The 22,695-nt window shown below is 57.2% G+C and carries 15 protein-coding genes; 8 read left to right on the top strand and 7 right to left on the bottom strand.

The features are described from left to right. Positions 1–214 precede the first annotated feature (214 nt). A complete protein-coding gene (gene manD / locus GWR55_RS11325) occupies positions 215–1,423 on the top strand; it encodes a D-mannonate dehydratase ManD (protein WP_162402360.1) in 1,209 nt (402 codons plus the stop codon). 6 nt (positions 1,424–1,429) lie between these two features. Here manD and GWR55_RS11320 read toward each other — a convergent pair whose 3' ends face one another. Then, complete coding sequence (locus tag GWR55_RS11320) at positions 1,430–2,506, bottom strand: SMP-30/gluconolactonase/LRE family protein (protein ID WP_238398362.1); 1,077 nt, start codon at positions 2,504–2,506, stop codon at positions 1,430–1,432. Between the two features lie 117 nt (positions 2,507–2,623). Here GWR55_RS11320 and GWR55_RS11315 point away from each other — a divergent pair, with 117 nt between their 5' ends. Both GWR55_RS11315 and GWR55_RS11310 read left to right on the top strand, forming a co-directional pair. Next, positions 2,624–4,600: an FG-GAP-like repeat-containing protein gene (locus GWR55_RS11315; RefSeq protein ID WP_162402359.1), complete on the top strand. Its 1,977-nt coding sequence runs from the start codon at positions 2,624–2,626 to the stop codon at positions 4,598–4,600. A gap of 139 nt (positions 4,601–4,739) precedes the next feature. Then, on the top strand, positions 4,740–8,390 hold the full coding sequence (locus GWR55_RS11310) for a TonB-dependent receptor (protein WP_162402358.1): 3,651 nt from the start codon (positions 4,740–4,742) through the stop codon (positions 8,388–8,390). Between the two features lie 287 nt (positions 8,391–8,677). Here the strand turns inward: GWR55_RS11310 and GWR55_RS11305 are convergent, their stop codons facing one another. From GWR55_RS11305 to GWR55_RS11280, 6 genes are all read right to left on the bottom strand, one after another. After that, on the bottom strand, positions 8,678–9,739 hold the full coding sequence (locus GWR55_RS11305) for a type III polyketide synthase (protein ID WP_162402357.1): 1,062 nt from the start codon (positions 9,737–9,739) through the stop codon (positions 8,678–8,680). A 127-nt stretch (positions 9,740–9,866) separates the two neighbouring features. Further along, positions 9,867–10,673: a hypothetical protein gene (locus tag GWR55_RS11300; protein WP_238398360.1), complete on the bottom strand. Its 807-nt coding sequence runs from the start codon at positions 10,671–10,673 to the stop codon at positions 9,867–9,869. Positions 10,674–11,107: 434 nt separating this feature from the next. Next, the gene (locus GWR55_RS11295; protein ID WP_162402355.1) at positions 11,108–12,652 is read right to left on the bottom strand and encodes an oligosaccharide flippase family protein; all 1,545 of its coding nucleotides are present in this window, start codon (positions 12,650–12,652) and stop codon (positions 11,108–11,110) included. 67 nt (positions 12,653–12,719) lie between these two features. Then, positions 12,720–15,020 (bottom strand): tetratricopeptide repeat protein, encoded by a 2,301-nt coding sequence (locus tag GWR55_RS11290; RefSeq protein ID WP_162402354.1) that lies wholly within the window; start codon positions 15,018–15,020, stop codon positions 12,720–12,722. 99 nt (positions 15,021–15,119) lie between these two features. Further along, positions 15,120–15,785, bottom strand: coding sequence for an exosortase C-terminal domain/associated protein EpsI (locus tag GWR55_RS11285; RefSeq protein WP_162402353.1), 666 nt, complete (start codon positions 15,783–15,785; stop codon positions 15,120–15,122). After that, the gene (locus GWR55_RS11280; RefSeq protein ID WP_238398359.1) at positions 15,782–16,699 is read right to left on the bottom strand and encodes an exosortase/archaeosortase family protein; all 918 of its coding nucleotides are present in this window, start codon (positions 16,697–16,699) and stop codon (positions 15,782–15,784) included. Before GWR55_RS11280 ends, GWR55_RS11285 begins: the two co-directional genes overlap by 4 nt. A gap of 562 nt (positions 16,700–17,261) precedes the next feature. On the opposite strand from GWR55_RS11280, the gene GWR55_RS11275 reads away from it, so the two are divergent. The 5 genes from GWR55_RS11275 to GWR55_RS11255 are packed head-to-tail and all read left to right on the top strand — an operon-like array spanning position 17,262 to position 22,681. Beyond that, positions 17,262–17,915 (top strand): polysaccharide biosynthesis/export family protein, encoded by a 654-nt coding sequence (locus tag GWR55_RS11275; RefSeq protein WP_162402351.1) that lies wholly within the window; start codon positions 17,262–17,264, stop codon positions 17,913–17,915. An 18-nt stretch (positions 17,916–17,933) separates the two neighbouring features. After that, positions 17,934–19,268, top strand: a complete 1,335-nt coding sequence (locus GWR55_RS11270) for a hypothetical protein (protein ID WP_162402350.1) — start codon at positions 17,934–17,936, stop codon at positions 19,266–19,268. A 10-nt stretch (positions 19,269–19,278) separates the two neighbouring features. Further along, positions 19,279–20,823 (top strand): Wzz/FepE/Etk N-terminal domain-containing protein, encoded by a 1,545-nt coding sequence (locus GWR55_RS11265; RefSeq protein WP_162402349.1) that lies wholly within the window; start codon positions 19,279–19,281, stop codon positions 20,821–20,823. Next, positions 20,820–21,749, top strand: coding sequence for an ExeA family protein (locus GWR55_RS11260; protein WP_238398358.1), 930 nt, complete (start codon positions 20,820–20,822; stop codon positions 21,747–21,749). Before GWR55_RS11265 ends, GWR55_RS11260 begins: the two co-directional genes overlap by 4 nt. Then, positions 21,746–22,681 (top strand): CpsD/CapB family tyrosine-protein kinase, encoded by a 936-nt coding sequence (locus tag GWR55_RS11255; protein WP_162402348.1) that lies wholly within the window; start codon positions 21,746–21,748, stop codon positions 22,679–22,681. Before GWR55_RS11260 ends, GWR55_RS11255 begins: the two co-directional genes overlap by 4 nt. Positions 22,682–22,695 lie beyond the last annotated feature (14 nt).

Below are 22,695 nucleotides of genomic sequence, written 5' to 3'. Positions count from 1 at the left end.
TCATCCTGAGCGGAGCGATAAGGCCGCGAGAGCTTCGCGCAGGATGACACTTCATGGAATTGCAACGACGGTATCTCCGAAGCAGCTGTCATGTCATACGCAACTGCCATCATGCATCGTTGGGGCAAGTGAGATCGGAGTTCAAGCATAGGTCGATGTGCTCTGGCACTGCCTGCAGGCGCGTCAGCGCACCCCAAAAAAGTCAGAGGACAGGATGAAGATTACATCTGCACGACTTATCGTATGTTCGCCGGACCGCAACTTTGTCACACTGAAGATCGAGACGGACGAGGGGATCTACGGCCTTGGCGATGCCACACTGAATGGTCGCGAGCTTGCTGTTGCGGCGTATCTCGAGGAACACGTTATTCCCTGCCTGATCGGACGCGACCCGTTCGCGATTGAGGATATCTGGCAGTACCTCTACCGCGGAGCATACTGGCGGCGCGGACCGGTTACGATGACGGCGATTGCCGCCGTAGATGTGGCTCTGTGGGACATCAAGGGGAAGGCGTTGAATACGCCCGTCTATAACCTGCTCGGCGGAAAGAGCCGTCAGGGAGCGCTGGTCTACACCCACGCCAATGGTGCGGATATTCCCGGCGCAATCGAAAGCGTGAGGAAGCATCTGGAAGAAGGCTATCTCGCGATTCGCGTCCAGTGCGGCGTACCGGGCGTCTCCTCCAGCTACGGCGTTCCCAAAGGCGATAAGCCGTATGAGCCTGCCGAGCGCGGGCTTCCATCGGAGTCGCTGTGGTCGACGGAAAAGTATCTCAACTTCGTCCCGCAGCTGTTCCAGGCGGTGCGTGAAGAGTTCGGCGAGGACCTGCATCTCCTGCACGATGTGCATCACCGGCTTACACCCATCGAGGCAGCCCGTTTGGGGAAAGCGTTAGAACCATATCACTTGTTCTGGATCGAAGATCCTACGCCGGCAGAGAATCAGGAGGCATTTCGGCTGATTCGGCAGCATACTGTCGCACCAATCGCCACGGGTGAAGTCTTCAACTCCTTCTGGGATGCGCATGACCTGATACGTAACCAGTGGATCGACTACATCCGCATGACTATCGTGCATGGCGGAGGAATCACCGCTCTCAAAAAGGCTGCGGACTTTGCAGCGGTCTATCAGGTGAAGACGGGCTTCCACGGGGCGACGGACCTCTCGCCGGTCACGATGGCCGCCGCACTGCATCTTGGGCTTGCCATCCACAACTTTGGCATCCAGGAGCATATGCCGCACTCAGCCTTGACCGACCAGGTCTTCCCGCATGCCTATCGGTTCGAAGCCGGATACATGTATCCCGGCGACGCGCCCGGGCTTGGAGTGGATATCGACGAGAAGCTTGCGGCTGAGTATCCATACCAGCGGGCCTACCTCCCGGTAGCCCGCAAGCTGGATGGAACCCTCACCGACTGGTAGGCCGCATCAGGGGCGAATGCCCTTCGCGTTGAGGCGGATACTGTAGATGGAGTCTGTCGTCGTCGTGTACAGCGTAGAGCCGTCTGGACCGCCCCAGGCAACGTTCGCAGTTGCCTTATCGGTCAGAATGGTCGCCAGGTGCTTGCCCGCGGGTGAGATGATCCATACGCCCCCGGGGCCGCCGGCATAGAGGTTGCCCTCTGTATCGAGCTTCAACCCATCTGGAGCACCAGTTCGCTTATCGGCAGAGGCATCAAGGAAGATACTCCCTTCTCCTACCGTGCCATCACTCTTCACCGGATAGCGCATCCACTTCTTCGGGTCAGAGTTGCTGACATAGAGCCATTTGCCGTCTGGAGAGAAGGCAATTCCATTGGGACGCGGAAGATCGCTGATCAGAAGTTGCAGGGCCGCGCGATCCGGAGCTGAGCCGGGCTTCTGGTCTACCGCATTGGGAAGGCGATAGACACCATTGATCTTCAGCTCTTTATGAGGATCATTGTCGCTCTGTGTCCTCAGGCCGTAGGGCGGATCGGTGAAGTAGAGCGAACCGTCGTGGGCGTAGACCAGGTCGTTTGGACTGTTGAGCTTCTTGCCGTTGTACGAATCGGCCAGAATCGTCACCTGGCCGTGGGGGTCCATCGATTCAAAACGCATGATATTTCGTGCCGCGTGGCCGGCTACAGTCAATCTGCCGCGAGAATCAAGGGTCATTCCGTTGGTTCCCGGCTCTTTTCCTCCATATGGCTCCGTGCCGCGATATCCGCTTGGCTGCAGCCATAGGGTGACACTTCCGTCAGCGCTAACCTTGCGAATACTGTTGCTTGCGATGTCGGCGAACATCAGGGAGCCGGAGTGAGTCCAGACAGGTCCTTCTACCCAGGTGAACCCGGTGGCAACCCGATGCCAAACCGCGTTCTTCGGAAGGATACGGTCCGCAGCAGGGTCGAGTCGTTCTATATGAGCGGGGAATACGGCAGAGCGTTCTGCCGGGCTTTTGACAGGCGATTGGCCGTTATCCATGCTCAAGGGCATCATCCCAAGAAGAATAACGGCTGGTATGGTTGCGATCGTTCGCAGCATCGGAACTCCCTCCAGTAATCGATCAGTATTTTTAGCATTTTTGTGAAAAAGCCTCTCGACAATCGTGCTGGGCGCGATGCTATTATGGCTCCGCTTCAAAAATGGCCATTGCATACTATGCAAAATAAATTGCGAACAACGCCTGATTCGAATTTTGTAAAGATCTTCCGCGCCCCTGCTCTTCTGCAGCTGGCAATGGCGGGGGCGTTTGCTCTCGGTGCTGCTGCTACCCTGCAGGCGCAAACGCCAAGTTTCGCGCCAGATGGCACGTTTAAGGGATCTTCCCTCCAAGGTTGGGACAAGGTTGGAGACGCCAAATGGACGGCCTCCAACGGCGAGATCACGGCGGCGGGAGAGGGCCTGCTGGTCTTCAACAAGCCATCTCAGGACACGGCAGTCTATCTTCAGTTTCGCTGCGAAGCGGAGTGCGCAGGCGGAATTTTTCTACGTCTCGAAAAAAAATCGACCGGAATGCAGGGAGTGATGCTCTCGCTGGAGCAGCAGCCCACCGCCTATCAGGTAACCCTGGATAATTCCGGCAAGGTCGTCGAGAAGACGAAGCTGCGCATTGCGGGTGGTCAGATTCGCTTCGCCCCGCCTGCTCCTCCTCCGGGCACGCCTGCAAGAACCTTCCGCCGCCCCGAGCTCCCCCCAATGCCGGGAGGAGTTGCTGCTCCTCTTGAGCACCCCGAGCGCGGCCTCCGCAAGGATGGCTGGAACGAAGTGGAAGTTCTGCTGGATGCAGACATTCTGCGCGCCTTCTTCAACGACGGTGGAGATGCGGTGAGTACCGCCACGGAGGGCATGAATGGTTTTGGCCCATTTGCCCTTTATTCGGGAGGCTCAACCATTCATTTCCGCGCCATCGCCTACAAAGACATCGCGATGAAGACCTGGCCGAAGGAGCAGGTCGGCTCCGGTTTCCGAATGCAGCGCGTGAACGAGTTTTACTACGGCTGGTCTGCGGCAGCGGCGGACTTCAATCACGATGGCAAGCTGGATATCGTCTCCGGACCGTTTATCTACTTCGGTCCTGACTATACGACCTCGCGCGAGATCTACCCTGCGCAGGTCGTCAATGCCTCTACGAACTATTCGGAGGAGGACTGGGTTCAGCATGCCGCCGACTTTACAGGCGACGGCTGGCCGGATGTGCTAACCACGAGCCATTCAGGCGGGGGCAAAATTGGCGCGGTTTTATACGTTAACCCCAAAGGAGAGTCGCGCCGCTGGGAGAAGTACACGGTCGTCGTCCCCATCGCAAGCGAAGAGACCGTCCTGGCCGATGTGGATGGAGATGGCAAGCAGGAGCTTGTCTATATGGGCGACGGCTACATGTGCTATGCCAAGCCTGACCCTGCCCATCCCACGGAAAAGTGGATCGTCCACCAGGTAAGTGAGCATGGCCCGTGGCCCGCGCATGGCATTGGCGCCGGCGACGTCAATGGCGATGGCCGTATGGATATCGTGGGGACCTACGGATGGTGGGAGCAGCCCGCGCAGAACGGTCCCGAAACGAAATGGACTTATCACCCGGCACCGTTTGGCAAGTGGGGCCGGACCTCGGCCGGCGGATCGAAGATCGGCGTCTACGACGTCAATGGCGACGGCCTGCCGGATGTGGTCACCACCATGCAGGCGCACGGCTGGGGGATCGACTGGTTCGAACAGAAGAGAAGCGCCTCCGGAGAGATCACCTTCGTTCCTCACGTTGTGATGGGGCGCACGCCTGAGGAGAGTGCAGGAGGTGTAGTGTTCACGGAGCCGCACGCGTCCACCATTGCTGACGTCGATGGCGACGGAGTGCCTGACTTTATCGCTGGCAAGCGGTACTGGTCTCATCTGGACGACTTCTACGATCCGGATCCCTATGGAGCCCCCGTTCTCTATGTGTACCGCACAGTGCGAGACAAGTCGGCTCCTGGAGGTGCGCGCTTTGTTCCTGAGCTGGTCCACAACTTTTCCGGCGGTGGATCCGATGTACTGGCTCGTGACCTCAACGGCGACGGCGCGATGGATCTCATCACGTCGACGCGCAGCGGTACCTACATCTTCTGGGGTGTCAAAAAACCCGGAAAAGGCGGTTCAAAGTGAGATTGATACATCACAGTGTGAACCGCCGAAATTGGAAATCCCCTTTGCGAAATCCTCTTTGTCTCTCGCACCGCGAAGACACGGCTTTCCAAACATTAACACTGGCAGGCACGCCTGTCTTTTCTCAGGAGGTAAGACCATGCGAGTTCTAAGGCTCGTAATGCTATGCACACTTACCCTGTGTTTTGTGGTTTTTGCACAGAACACATGGGCTCAGGGTACGACTGGGTCTGTAGTGGGTACGATCACGGATACGACGGGCTCTGTCATTCCCAATGCCACCGTAACCTTGAGCAACAACGCAACCGGTGAGAAGCGGACCGCGATGACAACGGACTCCGGTGACTATCAGTTTCTCTCCATCCTTCCGGGCGAGTACACGCTGACAGTTGAAGCGCAGGGCTTCCGACGTTATTCGCATAACCCGGTCGAAGTTCAGGTGGCCCTGGCCACCCGCGAAAACGTCAACATGTCGGTGGGCACGGCGACGGAAGAAGTCACGGTAACCTCGCAGGCTCCGATCATTCAATCGGAGAACGCCGCTCTGGGCCAGATCGTTCAGGGAAAGGCCGTGACGGACATCCCACTTAACGGACGTAACGTTCTCGCGCTGGTCGGCCTCGTCCCAGGCGTGGTCCCGCAGGGTAGCTCCTCCGGAAACCTGACAGGCCAGAACGTATTCGCCGCTGGCAACTACCAGATCGGCGGCGGCAGCGCCAACCAGAGCGCGACGCTCTATGACGGCGCTCCGGTCAACATCTCCTATGGCAACATTACCGCCCTTGTACCGTCGCAGGACGCCGTGCAGGAGTTCCGCGTGCAGACCAGCAACAACACTGCCGAATTCGGGAACTACACCGGCGGCGTGATCAACATCGCCAGCAGGGCCGGTTCCAATGAGATTCACGGTTCCGTATACGAGTTCGTTCGTAATACGATCTTCAACTCGACCCCGTACTTTTCGAAGCATAACCCCAGCCAGGTTTTGAGCAAAAACCCGTATCATCAAAATCAGTTCGGCGCAAGAGTAGGATTTCCCATTATCAAAGATCGCCTGTTTGGTTTCTTCAACTATGAGGGATACCGCCAGGCCCAGTCGCGCCTCAACAACTACACCGTTCCTACCATGAAGATGCGCCAGGGTGACTTCTCCGAGCTCTGCACAAACGGCCAAAATCCTGTAACAGGGCTCTGCATTCCCTCGGCGAATGTAAAAGTTGCGAACGGAATTCCCGGCCAGATCTATGATCCATGCGGCGGGACGGTCGCAGGTGGTCAAGGCTGCCCCGGTTATACCGGTACACGCACTCCGTATGTTGGAAACGTGATTCCTGCCTCGCGGTGGAGTCCGGTTGCGAAAAACCTGCTCAACTTTCCATACTGGGCGCCTCCGACTGGTCCAGGACTTACCAATAACTTCGTTCAATATGCCGGAGCCGGTGGAACGAACGATCAGTACAACGGCCGTGTTGACTTTACCCTCAGCGACAAGCAGCGTCTCTTCGGGCGTTATACACAATGGAATTCTAAGAACATAGGCTCAGAGCCTTATAAAAACGGTCTGATCAATGGTGATCCGATCTCGCCGGAGTCCTTCAAGACCTATCAGGCAGTGATCGGAGATACATACCTCTTCAGTCCTTCCTTGATTGGCGACCTCCATCTGTCTTTCACCCGGTGGAACTACGTACGCACCCCCGGAACTCTGGGGTATGACGAGACGCAGCTGGGCTTCCCGTCTTACATGGGAACAATCTCGGCTCTGAACCGGGTTCCGAATTCAACGACAGTTCCGCGTATCGGCCTGTCAAATCCAACCGTCAATGGCATCGGTACGGGTTACATCTTCTCCATCAACAACAACTATGTAATTTCTCCCACCATCACCAAGACCATTAAGGGTCACACCATCAAGGCCGGTGCAGATCTCCGCCGCCTTGAGATGAATTACTTCCAGAACAATAATCCTGGCGGTTCATTCAACTTCGATCCGAATATGTCCTCTTTGCTCAACAATGGAGTCAGCGGCCATCCATTCGCATCCTTCCTCATGGGATATATGGTTGACCAGGCTTCAAATCCAAGCGTTGTGCAGATTGCTCCTCCAACCTACAGCACCATCTACTATCAGGGATATTACGTGCAGGATAACTGGAACATCAGCTCCAAGCTGACGCTGAATGTCGGTCTGCGCTACGAGATTCCCGGTGTATGGCGCGAACGTCACAACCTGATGGCGACCTTCAATCCCACGGAAGTCAATCCTGTGCTGGGTGCTATCTCTGTCGCAGGCCGTCCGGTCACGGGAGCATACGACCTGGTCGACTCGCCGCAACATCCTGATAAGGGCCTGCGGAACGAGAACTTCTCCAACTTCTCTGCTCGTCTCGGGCTCGCCTTCCGTCCGGACGATAAGACGGTCATCCGCGCTGGATGGGGCAAGTTTGTCATTCCGGCTTACCTCCAGTTCCCGGAGTCCCCGGTACAGTCGCCGCTCTCCTATATCACCAACAATCCTGTCTCGACCCTCGATGCCGGACTGACCCCCAACGCGACGCTGGATAACCCGCTGCCTGGCGGCATCACCCCGGCTCCTGGACGCGATCCGGTCTATCAGCGGCTCCTGCTGGGAGGCTCGGCTAGCTCGTTGTCCGCCACCGAAGACAATGGCGCTACGTACCAGTGGAACTTCGCCATTCAGCGTCAGCTTCCGCTTGGTATCGCTCTTGAGGCCGCTTACTCTGGGCTGCATGGTTCGCATCTTCCTGTCAGCCGGAATATCAACCAGGTCTCGAAACAGTACCTTGACCAGGCAGCAGGTGATCCCAGCTGTGCTGGGTCGGCTGGAAGCTTGCCTCCAAATTGCTTCCTGACTAAGCGCGTGGCCAATCCGTTCGACCGCTCACAATTCACCCAGGGCAACCAGCAGTATGCGACCATTCTGTCGAATCAGCTCTATCGCCCCTATCCGCAGTATGGAGGTATCTCTAACACAGGCAACTATATTGGCGTCAGCAATTACAGCGCTCTCCAGATGAAGTTGGAGAAGAGGCTCTCCTCAGGCGGCGTATTGCTGGGTTCCTATACCTTCTCCAAGCTGATGACCAATGCAGAATCGTTGACATCATGGTTGGAGGCGACTGGCGCTCCTGGATTTCAGAACACAAATGACCTTAGCGGGGAGTATTCGCTCTCAGGCTACGATTCACGCCAGCGTCTGACCGTTAGCTACGTCTACTCTCTTCCCTTCGGCAAGAACAAGCGCTGGGGCTCGGGAGCTTCAGGCTTCCTTGGGGGCCTGATCTCCGGATACGGAGTCAACGGTGTGACGACCTTCCAGAAGGGCTTCCCCCTGGGCTTCTCGATGGCTCAGAACACGGTGAGCACCTATGCGCTGACCGGCACAACACGCCCGAATATCGTGTCGGGCTGCAAGAAGGAGACGTCCGGGTCTATTCAGTCACGACTCGGAGATGCTTCGACGAACAAGAAAGCCATGTATGATCCCGCCTGTTTTGCAGCACCTGGAAATTACAGATTCGGAAACGAATCCCGAACGGATAACCAGATGCGTGCTCCAGGAATTGCCAACTTCGATTTCGCACTGTTCAAGGACACGCACCTGAGTGAGCGTCTTGTGCTTCAGCTCCGTGTTGAATCGTTCAACCTGTTCAACCGCGTGCAGTTCGGAGCACCGAATACTTCAATCGGGTCGTCCCAGATGGGACAGATCACCACACAGGCCAACGAACCTCGATTGCTTCAGCTTGCAGGACGCATCAACTTCTAAACCCGGAGGTTGGTCCAACAAGATTGCCCTGCAGATCTTCATCGAACCTGGTGAAGGTCTGCAGGGCAATTGTTTTTTTTAAGATGCTCTCAGCGATTGGAGCAGCTCTCGCTAATGTCGCTGGCTGTTAGACCGTCATTCTGAGCAAGGCGAAGAATCCCTGTATTCTGCCCGTGGAGTCTATGGTGCTTGAGGCAGAAGACAGGGATCCTTCTCTTTGACCCATCTTTCGATCCGTCATTGTGGCCCTGAGCGAAGAAGTGGAAGCAGAGCTGCTGCAGTGCCGATCACCACTGCAGTAGCACGAGCTCCGAGCAGAAGGCCGGCCCCATCGCCGCCAGAATGCTGTATGTGCCCGGAGCACCCGGATGCACCTTCAAGTAATCCTCAAGGACGGCGAGGACAGATGCGGCAGAGAGATTTCCCACCTCACGCAGGCTCTTCCACGACGGCGCCAGGGCATCCTGCGGCAGTCCAAGAGAGCTCTGCATAGCCTCCAGCACCTTCGGGCCTCCCGAGTGGAAGATGTAGGTGGAGATGTCGTCTCGGGTCAGCTTGTTTTCGGCAAGAAAGTCTTCGACGTTGCGCAGAAGATTCTCCTCAACGACTCGCGGCACATCGGGAGAGAGAACGATCTTGAATCCGGTCTCTACAATGTCCCATCCCATCACGCGTTCCGTATTGCGGTAGAAGGTCGATCGCGTCGCCAGAATCCGTGGTCCACGATTCCGGCGGGCGAGCTCAGTCTCTGCTCCTGCAATCACAACCGCCGCAGAGCCGTCTCCGAAGAGACCGCATGAGATGAGGTTCGCAATGGACTGGTCATTGTCCTGCCACGTGAGCGAGCAGAGTTCTACTGACAGCAGCAAGGCATACTGTTTGGGAAAAGCACGCACGTAATCTGCCGCACGCGAGATGCCTGCAGCGCCTGCAACGCAGCCGAGCCCGAAGATCGGCGTTCGCTTGATGGTCTCAGGGAAAGGAAGCCGATTAATCAACCGGGCATCCACGGTAGGACTTGAGATTCCGGTGACGGATGCAAAGAAGATGGCCGAGATCTCCTCCGGCCCGATCTCTGCGTAGTCCAAAGCCCGGCAGATTGCCTGCTGGCCCAGATCGACCGCTGCCTTGATCCAGGCATCATTCGTCTTACGGAAGGTGTCGAGCGCAGGATATTGCTCGATCGGAAAGACGGTATGCCTGTACTCAACGCCGCAATTGGCGTGCAGACGGGTCAGCAGACGGGGTTCTTCCATCTTGTGCTGCCAACGTTCCCGAAGAGATTCAGCGATAACGGACTGGTGATAGCGATGCTGCGGATAGGCTGTTCCTACGGAGGCGATTTGCATCGTGCGGGCCTTTTCTCACTCTCTTGTGCTGTGCGGTAGGTGTGGCGTAAAGCCTCTTCAGCCTACATGCTTTTGTCACCGTTGCGATGCAAAAGTTTTATGGAGCAGGATCGATAGATGGATGGGATCAGTGGATCAGCGCGAGTTGGCGATCATACAGCGCATTCATAGGAAACTCCCGTTTGAGATCGATGAGGATCGATCGCGCCTCCTGCGGGCGGTTTTCCCGTAAAGCAGCCACTGCCAGCATCATTCGCGCGAAGGGAGCCAGGTAGTGTCCCTGGCTGGCGGTCAGCTTCAGCAGGCGTATGCCCTCGTCGCGACTGGTGGAGGCGCCCGTCAGGGTAAGCAGCCAGCGTACAGGAGCAAACTTCAGGCTGAGCATGTAGTTCTCCACCCCTGAGGCCAGATAGGCGTCGTACATATGCGGGTCGGCCTCCAGGGTCTGCTTCGAATACGCACTGGCCTCCTTGCTGTAGTTCAGAGCGGCAAGGTCTTTCTTGTCGATCATAAGCGCATAGTCGGAACGCATTCCGCAGATCAGGGTCTTTACATAGAGCGCGCGCGCATCGTGCGGATTCTGCTTCAACGCAGCGGCCGCAAGGTCCGACGCCTGGTTCAGCCGGTCCTCGAACGATTTGCGGAGGTTGGGATCCGGAGTCAGACGGCTCCGGCTGTCGAAACGGCTCTGATCCGCAAAGAGCTGGACATCGATTATCTTGAGCCTTTCAAATTCGCTGAACAACGACGCTGCCGCGTCCGAGACAGGCCCCATGGGGTCCTGGGGATGGCTCGACATCCACTGTTGGAACTTCGCATGCGCATCGGCAAAGCGAAGGTTATACATGTCCCTATAGCCGTCATCCAGCAGGTTGCCGCCTAACGGCTGTGCGGCAAAGCACAGAGAAGACACACCCAGAAGAAGCGCTGCCAAGGCAACGACGCTGCATTGTATCGATAGCTTTATCAAAGTTTGTGACCCTGAATCCTGTCTGCGGGCACCTGCCCCCGTTAGCTTCGCACTCTCTAGTGGTTGGACGCAAAAGAATCTCGAGATGGGGCTTGCAAGGGCCGATTCTATCCTCCGACTGTGAGTGAAGGTGAGCCAAATTTCTCACCAGAGCCGCAAAAGGTTGCAGCGAAATCCTCGGGCTAAATTAGTAAGTTGCTCAATTCAAATAGCTTCTGTTTGGCTATCTATCTGCAAATAGAGAGAACCAGAGTTTTGAGGTAAATCTGCCGGGCAATGTTTCAGGAAGAGGTGCCGGGAGCCCTGCTTTCTGTTACATCCTGACAGGTCAAATCAAGAGTGAGGGGGTCTTCTCCTCACTCATTTTTTTTTTGATGGAGCTGGACGAAGCTGCTTATCTAGATGCTGGGCGAATCCATCGTAAGCTGACGGGTGAACCGGTCCAGCAGGTAGTTGATCGGTGCCGCAACCGACTGCGGGCAGGCGTTGGTAATAACCTTGAAGCGGTCACGGTCTTCCGGCTCCAGGATTTTGAACATATAGCCCAGCGTGATAAAGAGCACCGTTGAGATTACCGATCCGGCAATGAGGCCGGGCAAAGGGGTTAGCCTGCTGACAGCTCCATAGGCCGCCAGGGCTGCAACTCCGCTAATGGCCGAGAGCTTAAAGAAGAAGCCCCAGGGAAGCCGGATCTTGTAGCGTGCAATTCCGATAGCCCACATCGAGATCACTGCCGTAAACTGCGCTGCGCCGCTTCCCAGACAGGCGCCCAGAGCTCCGTGCGAGGGGATAAGGAGCCACGCCACGCCGATGTCGACGAAGGAGGCGACGATCGTTGTGGTAATGAAGTACTTCTGTTGATCGTAGCTTTCAAACATTGTCTGAATAGGGCCCAGGAAGGCCTTCGGCAGACAAAGCAGGGGAGCAAAGGATGCTACCACCAGAGCTCCTGCGTATTGTTTGCCATAAAGAACCATGATGACCGGAGCGGCCAGCGGCGTGGCGATGATATGGAGGGGAAGGGAGACCATCGCAAGATAACGTGCGGAAGCCGCCGCCATGGCAGGAAGTCTGGAGCTGTCGCGGCCATATTGCGCGTAGATGCTCGCACCGCTGGCGGAGGCAAAGATGTTTGGGAAGATAAGCAGGCGTTCCGCCAGGCTGAAGGCAACCGAGTAGAACGAGAGCTGACGGATATCGGGAGTCAGATGCTTCAACAGGAAGAGTTCGGAGCGATCCCAGACCACCAGTGTAAGCAGCATGCCCGTCAGGCTCTGGACGCCAAAGCTCACCATCCGGGCGCGCAGGTCTTCCGGCGGATGTGCGTGGCCGCTGTCCCACTTCATGATGCGCCGCATGGTGGGGAAGAGCCGGACCAGGCAGTCCACCCATTTCATCGCGAACATGGCAAATGCGATGCCGTTGATGCCCCAGTTCAGAAACACAGCCATGAGCGTGAGCACAAAGTATGTGGCCGTCGAGGCGAGAGAGCCGGGCAGGTTTGCTGAAAGTGTCTCCGCGGCAACGTTTGCCTGCGCCGAGACGAAATTGCTCATCGAAGGCAGAATCCCAATCACCAGAAGAAGCGCGGCGATTCGATAATCTGCCGGAGCGTCATGGAAGACCCACGCGATAGCCCCGAGCGTGGCAACGGAAGCCAGCAGCGTCTGGATGATCAGGGTGCGGAAATAAATAAAGCGTGCTGTCGTATAGTCGCCGCCGCCCAGATACTCCGCCATGTATTTGCGGGTGACGACGGGAATTCCGACGGAACTCAGCTGGCTCACGATTCCTGTGATCCAGGTGACGTAGATGATATAGCCCATCTTCGCCGGCCCAAGTGTTCGGGCGATGGCGATGGAGGTGATCAGCGAGGTTCCGAAACCGATCAGAAGTTCCAGCCCATACCAGGCTGTATTGCGGGCAATTGTCTTTGTGTTCACACGACTTCCAGAGAGGTAAGGGCCGGACCTCCATATGAAAGGCAGGTCCGGCCGGAGAAATGCATAGTTAGCTCAATTGGCTGAGCGCCTTTTCGGCGTCTTTTGCGGTCTGGCTGTTTGGCGCCAGGCTGACTGCCTTCTTCAGATGAACTGTAGCGTCCGAGTGATCGGATAGTTTGCTGTAGGTCAGGCCCAGGTGGTAATGCAGAGCGGCATCGTTCGGGCTGGCCTTGACGGCGTCCTCAAGCAGATCGCGCGCTGACGTGTAGTTTCCCTTGTGATAGTAAGCCCACGCCAGCGTATCTGCCGTGCTGGGGGAATCAGGCATACCACGTCGCGCCACCTGGGCCAGCGAGAGTGCAACGTCGATATTCTGTCCTGTCTCGATCATCAGATACGACAGGTTGTTCGATGCAACGGGCTGATCCGGCTGAATCTGAAGCGCCTTCTTATACGCGTTGATCGCCTGATCCCGATTGCCCTGGGCCTCCTGAAGAGTTCCAAGGATGGTAAATCCCTGGGCGTCGTTCGGATGTTCGTTGGTCCACTGCTGCCACTTGGCAAGCGCCTTTCCCGGATCGCCGCTGCTGATGACCGCGCGGGTGTAAACCACGGCAGCGACCGGATCGTTGGGATTCATCTGCATGGCCTTCTCTGCGGAAGTCAGTGCGCCGGCGGTATCGCCGTTGGCACCCTGCAGCTGCGCAAGCAGGCTATACATATCGCCGTTCTGTGGAGACTTGGTGATCTGCTCCTGAACGCGCGTAATCGCCTTGGCCGTCTGTTTGTCGGAGACATACGCTGCGGCGAGCAGACGAAGCGCTCCAGAGGAGTTCGGATTATGCGTCAGGCTCTGCTCAAGCATGTTGCGAGCCTCAGGGACATTCTTCTGGATAAGGCGAAGCTTTGCCATCTGCAGGTAGCCGTCTGCTTTGTTGGGATCCATCTTGATGGCTTCTTTGAAGTCTGCCTCTGCCTTGTCATAGAGCTTCTGGCTTCCTTCCGCCATGCCGCGCCACAGGTAGCCGTTAGGGGATTGAGGCGTCGATGCAATGGTCGCATCTCCCAGCTGCGCGAGCGTCGTATTGTCGCCGCGGCTGATGGAGATCTGCGCAAGCCCCTCCTGTGCCTCCGTGCTCCGGGGATTCAGGCGAATCGCATCCTGAAAGGCCTGCTGAGCAAGCCGGGTGTCTCCCTTGGTCGAGGCCGCACGGCCCAGCCAGATCTTAAGCTGAAGGTTTTCGGGGTTTGCCTTCGATGCCTTTTGCAGCGTATCGACAGCCTCACTCGCCTTGCCATCATTCAATTGCAGCATTCCGTTCAGCAGGGCGACCTGCGGAAGCTCGCTGTCGGTCTTGGCCAGCTCCTGGGCGATCTCCCGGGCTTTGCCAATGTCCTTCTTTGCGATCAGCAGGCGAGCGTAGGCCAGCTTGAGCGGGATGCTCTTGGAATGGCTGGAGACCAGGTCGGAGTAAACCTGGACGCCGCGGTCCACCTGGTTGCTACGGAAATAATAGTTCGCCAGCATGTCCGTGGCGGTTCCATCCCCCGGAAGCTCCTCGGCCGCTTTGCGGAGCACCGCCTCCGCCTTCGCCGTGTCGTTCTGGCGCATATAAAGATCGGCCAGGCTGGAGCGCGCAATTACGTTTTTCGGGTCGGCAGCGACGGCGGCGTTCATCTGTTCCAGAGCACCGTTCAGGTCGCCCTTCTTCTGCAGCATGTTGCCCAGGACGATGTGCGAGGCGACGTTCTTGTCATCCAGGGAGACTGCCTTGCGAAGCTCGCCCTCTGCCTGGTCTGCGGTTGCAGGATCCGAGGCGAAAAGAACTCCCAGCGTGGTGTGAAAGGCTGCGCGCTTGGGATCGATCGACAGCGCCTTCTGGATCTGGGTCAGCGCAGTTGCACGGTCTCCCTTACGGGCCGCAAGGGCTGAGAGCAGGGCATAGGCATCGGCGTTGTTGCTGTCCTGCGACAAAACAGCATTCGCTTGATCGGCCGCCTTGTCCTGCGCGTTGCCTGCCAGAAGAAGGTTTCCAAGTTCGATGCGCGCTTCTTCGTTGCCGGGCGCCAGATCCACGGTGCGCATCAACTCCGCGTAGCCGGTCATCACCGATCCCTGTTTCAGGTAGACCTTGGCCAGCTCAAAGTGGGCGTCCGCAAAGTTGCGGTCGACCTTCAGGGCATTCGAAAACTGGATCGTAGCCTCTTTGTACTTGCCCTCGTTGGCATAGCGCTTACCGCTTTCCAGGTACTTGTGTTTCTGCTTGTTGGGATCGCGGGAACAGCCCGTGGTAAAGCCCAGCGCGAGAGAAGCTGCAATCACCGCGGCAGAGATGCGAACTGAAGCGGAAGTCCGGGAGATTTTCATTTCACCTTTCCTCATCGATCGTCCATCCCCGAAACGTATGCCGAGGTGGATTGTTTTTTGCGCCGAACCCTCCAGGGCCGGCATTGGTTCGTGCACGTCTCAGTTCGGAATGAACTGAGACAGATATGGAGTCATATGAGCTGTAAAGTCGACGGCCCGCCTGCGCGCGTCAGCAACCTGTTCGGATCCGGCGATGGGTGTGATGACACGGACCAGAGCCCCATCGGTACGGTTGTAGCGGATAGCGTCCGCCAGCATGTAGGCCTTCGCCTTGTATTCGTTGGCGATGCTGCGCCCGTGGGCCTGATACCAGTAGATGACGAACTGCCTGGTATCGCCATTGTTGATGATGTACTCTCCGACATTGAAGTCTTCACCACGAGTATCCTGCAGATGCGTATACTGCGACGACTCAAAGGTCCAGCCTGCTCCCGGCAAACAGTGCTGCGGAGAGTGAATGGACTGTCCGGTGCGCTGCGTCGCGAAGTATCCGATAAACAGTCCCACCGGATACCGCGCCGGGGAGTTCGTCGAAACGTTCTGCACCGCGGGCGCGACATAGACGCGGTTCAGAAAATCACCCTTGCCGAGAACAGACAGCACGTCCTGATCCAGCGGAATATCCTGCGAGGACATGCCGTCGATGACGGTAGGCATCTGGCTGAGCGGGGCGCTGGCAGGAACATTGTCCGCATCTCCGCGGTGAATCAGCAGAGCAAGAGTTACAAGCATCAGGGCTGCAACGGTCCAGAATCGGAGCTTCATGCGTTTGCTGTCTCCTTCGGGGGCGCGACGATGAGCATGAAACGGTGGATCAGGTACAGACACCCAAGTGAGATGACAAACATGACCCATCCGGAGAACTCATGAAAGAATCCCAGCGCCTTGGCAGGATCCCAGTACTGAACGCATAGCCCGGTTCCCACAATGCGGATGGCGTTGGCCGCCACAGCGATCGGGATGCTGGCCAGGGCAAGAATCAGGCGCCGGCGCGTCGTTCGTTCCAGAAAGTAGCCATAAAAGACAGCCAGGGTGAAAAGGCTCATCAGCGAACGGATACCGCTGCACGCCTCTGCCACCTCCAGCTTCATTACCGGAAGCTGAATGACGTTGCCCTCCTGCAGGGTAGGAACGCCCAGCAGAGGCAGGATGGTGCTCGCCAGCCTTGAGGCCAGAAGCTGCAGAGGAAACGTAATCTGATTAAAGATGATGGCGGGGAAGGGGATGGCCAGCAACAGAACCAGAACGGGAAAACAAAGCTGGCGCAGCATGGCGCGTCCCAGGAAGGTCCAGATCAACCCGCTCAGCAGAATCACGAAGGAGATTCGCGAGGTGAAAAGGTCGACCCCGTACACCCCGAAGATCAGGGTCACCAACCCCAGAACAACAATCGGAAGTCCCCCCCAGCTCGGTTGAACCGGAGTCACGGCGATCTTTTTTCTCTTATCCCAGAGCAGGAAGAATGAAAACAACGGGACCAGGAAGCCGTGGGAATAATCGGGTATGTTGTACCAGTCGATGACCAGCTTGACACCAATCCGGTAATAGAGCGCGATCAGCAGAAGAACCAAAGCCGAGCCGGCGAGCCAGACGTTTCGGGGGACCCGAACGGGAGCAATGCCCGGTGGAAGCGGATCGGGGTCGGTAAGGACCACCTGTGAGATCTGTTCGTTTTGCAAGCTGCCGGTCACCATTTTCCAGGCGTTATACTGCACGCCTTGTCTACAAGCAATTTACGTGCCGTGGCAGGATTCTCCAACAAAAGGGCATTTTCGAACATGGTTTCCAGTCTCCTGGGAACTACTCGACCATAGTTGTAGGGGAAAAGAGAAAAACTTTTCCCATTTACGCTGCCATTCTGCATACGATGATGAGGTTCGAAATTTGGCGGCCTCGGGCGCTCTCCAGAGGAAATTGCCCCATAATACGCGGGATTCAGCTCGAAAAAGTATCCATATTCTGGCTGGAATCAAAAAAAGTGAAGACCGCGGGCGCTTTGGCATGTGTTGTGCTTGCTAGATCAGTGATGACCTCTTTGGACCCGCCCCGCAGACATTGTTCCCTCTAATATGTGCATCTTTCTCAGTACGCACTCGGCGACCGACGATAGATGTGCAAGGATTTGCAAGATGGTCGGAGAGAGTCGTCGGGGTTATGGAAATGGAGGCAGCGCGCAGCGGGATGAGTGAGAATGGAAAGAATCTTAAAAGCGGTCGTAGTGAAGGATCCGGGAGCAAATCCATGAAATGGCTTCATGTCGGAGTTTTAGTCTTAGTTTCAACCTCGGTCTATGCCCAGGGAACCTCGGAAAATCAGGGAACGCCGGCTCAGAATACACCGCCCGCGGCCACAAGACCCGTTGAATCCCAGTCTGCCCCTTCAACCGCAGAGAAGGGAGCACCCAATATAGATAACGCCCGTTACGTTATCGGTCCGGACGATTCTCTCGCGATCACTGTCTGGAAGGAGCCGACTCTCTCGGGGACGATTCCGGTGCGCCCTGACGGGATGATCTCGATGGCGCTGATCGGAGATCTCCGGGCGGCCGGCAGAACCCCCATGCAGCTGGCGGATGACATTGCGGAAAAGCTCAAGAAATATATCCAGGATCCCAACGTCTCCGTCGTCGTCATGGCGGATACCAGCCAGCGCATCTTCGTGATTGGAGAGGTTGGTCACGTCGGACCCGTTCCGATGACGCCGGGAATGACGCCTCTGCAGGCGATCGCCTCCGGAGGAGGTCTGACCCCCTTTGCCAATTCCAAAAAGATCTACATTTTACGGAATGAGGGCGGAAAGCAGCAGAAGATTCCCTTTAACTATAAAGAGGCGCTCAAAGGGGACGATTCGCAGAGAATCCCTCTGAAACCAGGTGACACCATCGTCGTTCCATAAAGCATCCGAGAAAAAAGAATGAAAACGTGGATTCCGATTTCGATTGTTGTATTTGCTCTCGCAGGTCGATCGTTTGGTCAGGCAGCGCCCACTGCTGTTCCGGTCGAGACGCAGACCCCTGCCGGCACGACCACCCCAAGACTCTCCTGGGTGGACGGTACGGTGCACTATGCTCTCAGCGGTTCTGAGATCGTTCAGTACGGCTATTACGGGAACGGAAATGTAACGAGCGCAACGGCGCTGTCCGGCATTCTGGGGTACACCTCTTTGAGCAATGTTCATCCGACTTCGGTGCTCATTGCCAGTGGTTTGGTCCTGGGCCAGGGCGGCCAGGGCACCTCGACGTACCAGAACGTCGCGATCAGCCAGAGCCTCATTGGAAAGAGGTGGGTCCTGAATGCTACGGACTCCTTCAGCTTCCTTCCGCAGTCACCGGTGACCGGTGTTGCCGGTGTCCCCGGCGTCAATAATCCCGGGACCGGCCCCATTGATGGGCCGTCGCAGGGACCCGCCGGCGGCGTTCTCACCTATTCCGGCAACCGGATCAGCAATATGTTGAGTGGCACTGTGGAACGCCGCCTGACCGGACGAACGTCGATCAGCGGCAGTGGGGCATGGTCGCTTCTGCACTTTCTGGATAAGAACAATGGCCTGGACACGTCGATGACTACGGTGCAGGTCGGGATTAACCATCAGATCAACCGGAGGAGCTCCGTCAGCCTCAGCGGGGTATATTCCTCCTTCAATCTGACGAACCTGGTTAACCTTTACCCTCCGGGCTTTCCTGCCGGTGACATCACCTATCAGACCAAGGGCGTGAATCTGGCCTACACCCGGTTGTGGACCCGGTCGCTTTCGACGGATGTTTCGGCTGGTCCTATGTGGATTTCGAGTTCGGCTGCAGCTCTTATTCCCGACCGTCTCAATTTCTACGTCAATGGGGGCGTGAGCTATAGCCGCCGGCTGTCAAACTACAACGTACGTTATATGCATGGGGTCAACGGCGGTTCCGGCGTCCAGCCGGGAGCATTATCCGATTCCGTGATGGCGACGGCCGGTCGCACCTTTAATGCTCGATGGGCCGGCTCCGCATCCATGGTCTATACGAGGACCAGCGGCCTGCTTGCAATCTCGCAGGCCAGTTCAATCAATGGCATCACCAATACCGAATATGGAATTCTGCAGCTGACCCACGGATTCAGCCGAACGCTTTCAGGCTACGCCAGCTATACGGCCCAGAACCAGTCTTTCAACCAGGGAATCCTGGTTCCGAACGCCTTCAACGGTTTGTCGCACATCTTTGGAATCGGGGTCTCGTGGACACCACGCGCTACCCGTCTCGGAGAGTTCTAAGGAGTTAACTATGCTTGGACATCGTACGCTCAATGTGGACGATTATTTAGGGATTCTGAAACGCAGAGGCTGGATCATCGCCGCTCCCGCGGTTCTGCTTGCGCTGGTGGGATTCGTGCTTACTTTTATCGTACCTCCGCGCTACGTCTCCCAGACTCTCATCCTCGTCGAACAACAGAAAGTGCCGGACGACTACGTCAGGCCCGTCGTAGTCGAAGACATCACAGCACGTCTGGCTTCGATGAAGGAACAGATCCTCAGCCGGTCGCGTCTTGAACCGATCATTGAGCGCTTCAATCTTTATGGCACCAGGAAGATGTCAATGGACGACCGGATCGACGAGGTTCGTAAGAACATCGATATCAAACCGATCCACTCCGAGATGGCCAGGACGGGGGGACTGCCGGGATTCTTTATCTCCTATAAGGACTCGGATCCGCATACGGCCCAGCAGGTCTGCGGTGAGATCGCTTCGCTGTTCGTGACGGCGAATCTGAATGCGCGGGCGCAGACTGTAGAAGGGACGACGGAGTTCCTCAAGAGCCAGCTGGCAGATGCAAAGCGTGCGCTCGATGAGCAGGACGCAAAGCTGGCAGCGTTCCAGTCCAAGTATCTGGGACGTCTACCCGGCGAAGAGACTCCCAATATCAACATGCTGACCAGCCTCAATACTCAGCTGGATGCGGCCACCCAGGCTCTCAACCGCATGGAGCAGGACAAGAGCTATACCGAATCGATGATCGCGCAGCAGCAGGGCATGTCCCCGACCGGCAGCGGCGATCACTCCAGTGCGAGCCCCAGCGCCCTGCAGTCGCAGCTTCAGACGCTTGAGAACGAAGAGGCCGATCTGACCCGCCGGTACACGGACAGCTATCCCGATGTCGTCTCCGTGCGTCGCCGCATCAAGGATCTGCAGGCGAAGATTGCGGCGGAGCCCGCGGCTCCCGCTACCCCCGCAACTGCCAGCTCGACGCCGAGCCGGAATGATTCGCCCGCCGTGCAGCAGCTGCGCGCGCAGCTGCGCTCGCTCGATCAGGGCATTCAGTCCAAGCGGCACGATCAGGCCCTTCTTTCCAGCCAGATTCGGATGTACCAGGACAGGATCTCCTCGAGCCCCATGGTGCTGGAGGAGTACAAGAGCATCACGCGTGACTACCAGACGGCACAGGCTTTCTATGACGATCTGCTCAAGAAGATGAACCAGTCCAAGATGGCAACCGATCTCGAGCGGCGTCAGCAGGGCGAGCAGTTCAGCGTCATGGACCAGCCCAACCTTCCCGACAGTCCTACCTTCCCCAAGCGTGGCGTCTTCATCGGAGCCGGATTTGTGGCAGGTCTTTTTCTGGGGACGATACTGGTGGCCTGGAGAGAGTACAGGGATACCGTGATGCGCTCAGAGCGCGACGTCTGGGCTTTCACCAAACTTCCTACCCTGGGTGTCATCTCGTTTTCTTCCAACGATCCTGACCAACCTCCGCCAGGCCGGCGATGGGGGCTGGGGCGTCGAAGATCGGAACTTCAAGCTGGTAAGCCTCTAGTGAACACGGGCGAATGACCATGTATAACAACTTCTTCAAACTACACAGCAGCCCCTTTGGAACCAGCCCGGATCCGCGGTTTCTCTACATGATGCCGCACACCAGGGAAGCTCTCGCCTGCCTGGAATACGGGATCTCGGCGCGGAAGGGATTTACCGTGCTGACCGGAGAGGTTGGCACCGGCAAAACCACCCTGCTCAAGCGGGCCCTGGCGTCCTTCAACAATCGCCGCATCTCCACGGCCTTTGTCTTCAATCCCCGCCTTGAGGTGCTGGACTTTCTTGAATTTGTGCTGGCGGACTTCGGCATCCCGGTTACCAGCCGGACAAAATCCGGAATGCTGCTTCAGCTGAATCGTTGGCTGATCGAGCGGTTCCGCATGGAAGAGACCTGCGTCGTCGTGATCGATGAGGCGCAGAACCTCTCCTGGGACCTGCTGGAGGAGATTCGTCTGCTGACCAACCTCGAGACCTCCTCGGAAAAGCTGCTCCAGATCGTTCTCTCTGGCCAGCCGGAGCTTGAGGAGAAGCTGCGTCACCCGAGTGTCCGTCAGCTGCGGCAGCGTGTGGCCCTGTGGTGCCGGACCCAGCCTCTGACAGAGAACCAGACCCATGCCTATGTCGCCGAGCGGCTGAGGCTGGCTGGCGCAACCAGGCCTATCTTCACCCACCAGGCGCTGGATCTGATCTACCGGTACAGCCACGGTATTCCGCGTGTGATTAATCTTCTCTGCGAGCATTGCCTGATTGTGGCCTTCGTCGAGCAGGTGCAGGAGGTTTCGGCGGAGATGGTTGAAGGGGTCGCCGCGGAGCTCGAGCTGGAGACCGCACCCTTTCTGATCTCGCCCATGGCTTCTAGCGGAAACATGCGGGGCGGTTATGCGGAAAATCAGGGCTTTGTATCAGCGTTCGATGGCGAAATTAAAGGAAGGCAGGATCGATGAGCCGCATATATGAAGCACTTCAGAAAGCCGAGTCGGAGAAGAAGGCTGAACGCCAACCTGGCGAGTCTCCCCTGCCAGCCGACGAACCGAGAAATACATCTGCTACCGCAACTCTTCCGTACGAGGAGCCAGCGACCTTTGGTGGAGTATCGGTCGATGATCCGGCTCCTGTCCATGATCTGGGCGGCGGCCTCAATCTGAGCGCGGTTGCCTCTCTTCCGTGGAACCCCGCGATCGACAGGCTTCCGGCACTGCTTGAACGTGGCCCTGCAGTCGAGCAGTTCCGCAGCCTGCGTTCCCGCGTCTATGAGGCGCGTGACATTCGTCCCCTCAAATCCATCCTGGTCAGCAGCGGTCTGCCGCAGGAGGGCAAGAGCTTTGTCTCCGCCAACCTGGCGGTCAGCCTGGCTCGTCATAAGAGCAGCAAGGTTCTGCTGATCGATGGAGACATGCGCCGCTACACCCTGCATGAGATGCTGGGAACGGAGTCGCATCCCGGACTCGCAGAATACCTGGCTGGCAAAGCTTCGGCCGAGCAGGTGATGCAGCGTATGGCCGAAGGCGCAGCCCCCAACTCGGTCAATCACATTCTCTCCAACCTCACCTTTATCCCCGGTGGAAATGGCGGTGACAAAGCCGCTGACCTCTCCGGTAATCCCAGGTTTGGCGAACTGCTTCGGCTGGCGGCCCCTTACTTCGACTGGATCATTGTCGACTCATCCCCGGTTGTTCCGGTATCGGACGGCGTAAACCTGGCGCGTTCCTGCGATGGCGTTCTCCTTGTCGCTCGTGCCGGCGTCACAAAGTATGCGGTAGCGCAGCGCGCCGCCTCGGAGCTGCGGTCGGCCAATGTGCTGGGTTTTGTGCTCAACGCCTTAGTTGAGAATCCTCAGACGAGCAGCTACTACGGTTACAACTCGAATAAGGAGTAGGTGGGGACCTGTAT

It is taken from the genome of Edaphobacter sp. 12200R-103, assembly GCF_010093025.1.
Taxonomy (GTDB): domain Bacteria; phylum Acidobacteriota; class Terriglobia; order Terriglobales; family Acidobacteriaceae; genus Edaphobacter.
This window is presented reverse-complemented; position numbering and strand designations above follow the sequence as displayed.

Excerpts from the sequence above, each read along its gene's own strand:
- manD (WP_162402360.1), top strand. The coding sequence starts at position 215 with ATGAAGATTACATCTGCACGACTTATCGTATGTTCGCCGGACCGCAAC.
- GWR55_RS11320 (WP_238398362.1), bottom strand. The coding sequence starts at position 2,506 with ATGCTGCGAACGATCGCAACCATACCAGCCGTTATTCTTCTTGGGATG.
- GWR55_RS11315 (WP_162402359.1), top strand. The coding sequence starts at position 2,624 with ATGCAAAATAAATTGCGAACAACGCCTGATTCGAATTTTGTAAAGATC.
- GWR55_RS11310 (WP_162402358.1), top strand. The coding sequence starts at position 4,740 with ATGCGAGTTCTAAGGCTCGTAATGCTATGCACACTTACCCTGTGTTTT.
- GWR55_RS11305 (WP_162402357.1), bottom strand. The coding sequence starts at position 9,739 with ATGCAAATCGCCTCCGTAGGAACAGCCTATCCGCAGCATCGCTATCAC.
- GWR55_RS11290 (WP_162402354.1), bottom strand. The coding sequence starts at position 15,020 with ATGAAAATCTCCCGGACTTCCGCTTCAGTTCGCATCTCTGCCGCGGTG.
- GWR55_RS11285 (WP_162402353.1), bottom strand. The coding sequence starts at position 15,785 with ATGAAGCTCCGATTCTGGACCGTTGCAGCCCTGATGCTTGTAACTCTT.
- GWR55_RS11275 (WP_162402351.1), top strand. The coding sequence starts at position 17,262 with ATGAAATGGCTTCATGTCGGAGTTTTAGTCTTAGTTTCAACCTCGGTC.
- GWR55_RS11270 (WP_162402350.1), top strand. The coding sequence starts at position 17,934 with ATGAAAACGTGGATTCCGATTTCGATTGTTGTATTTGCTCTCGCAGGT.
- GWR55_RS11265 (WP_162402349.1), top strand. The coding sequence starts at position 19,279 with ATGCTTGGACATCGTACGCTCAATGTGGACGATTATTTAGGGATTCTG.
- GWR55_RS11260 (WP_238398358.1), top strand. The coding sequence starts at position 20,820 with ATGACCATGTATAACAACTTCTTCAAACTACACAGCAGCCCCTTTGGA.
- GWR55_RS11255 (WP_162402348.1), top strand. The coding sequence starts at position 21,746 with ATGAGCCGCATATATGAAGCACTTCAGAAAGCCGAGTCGGAGAAGAAG.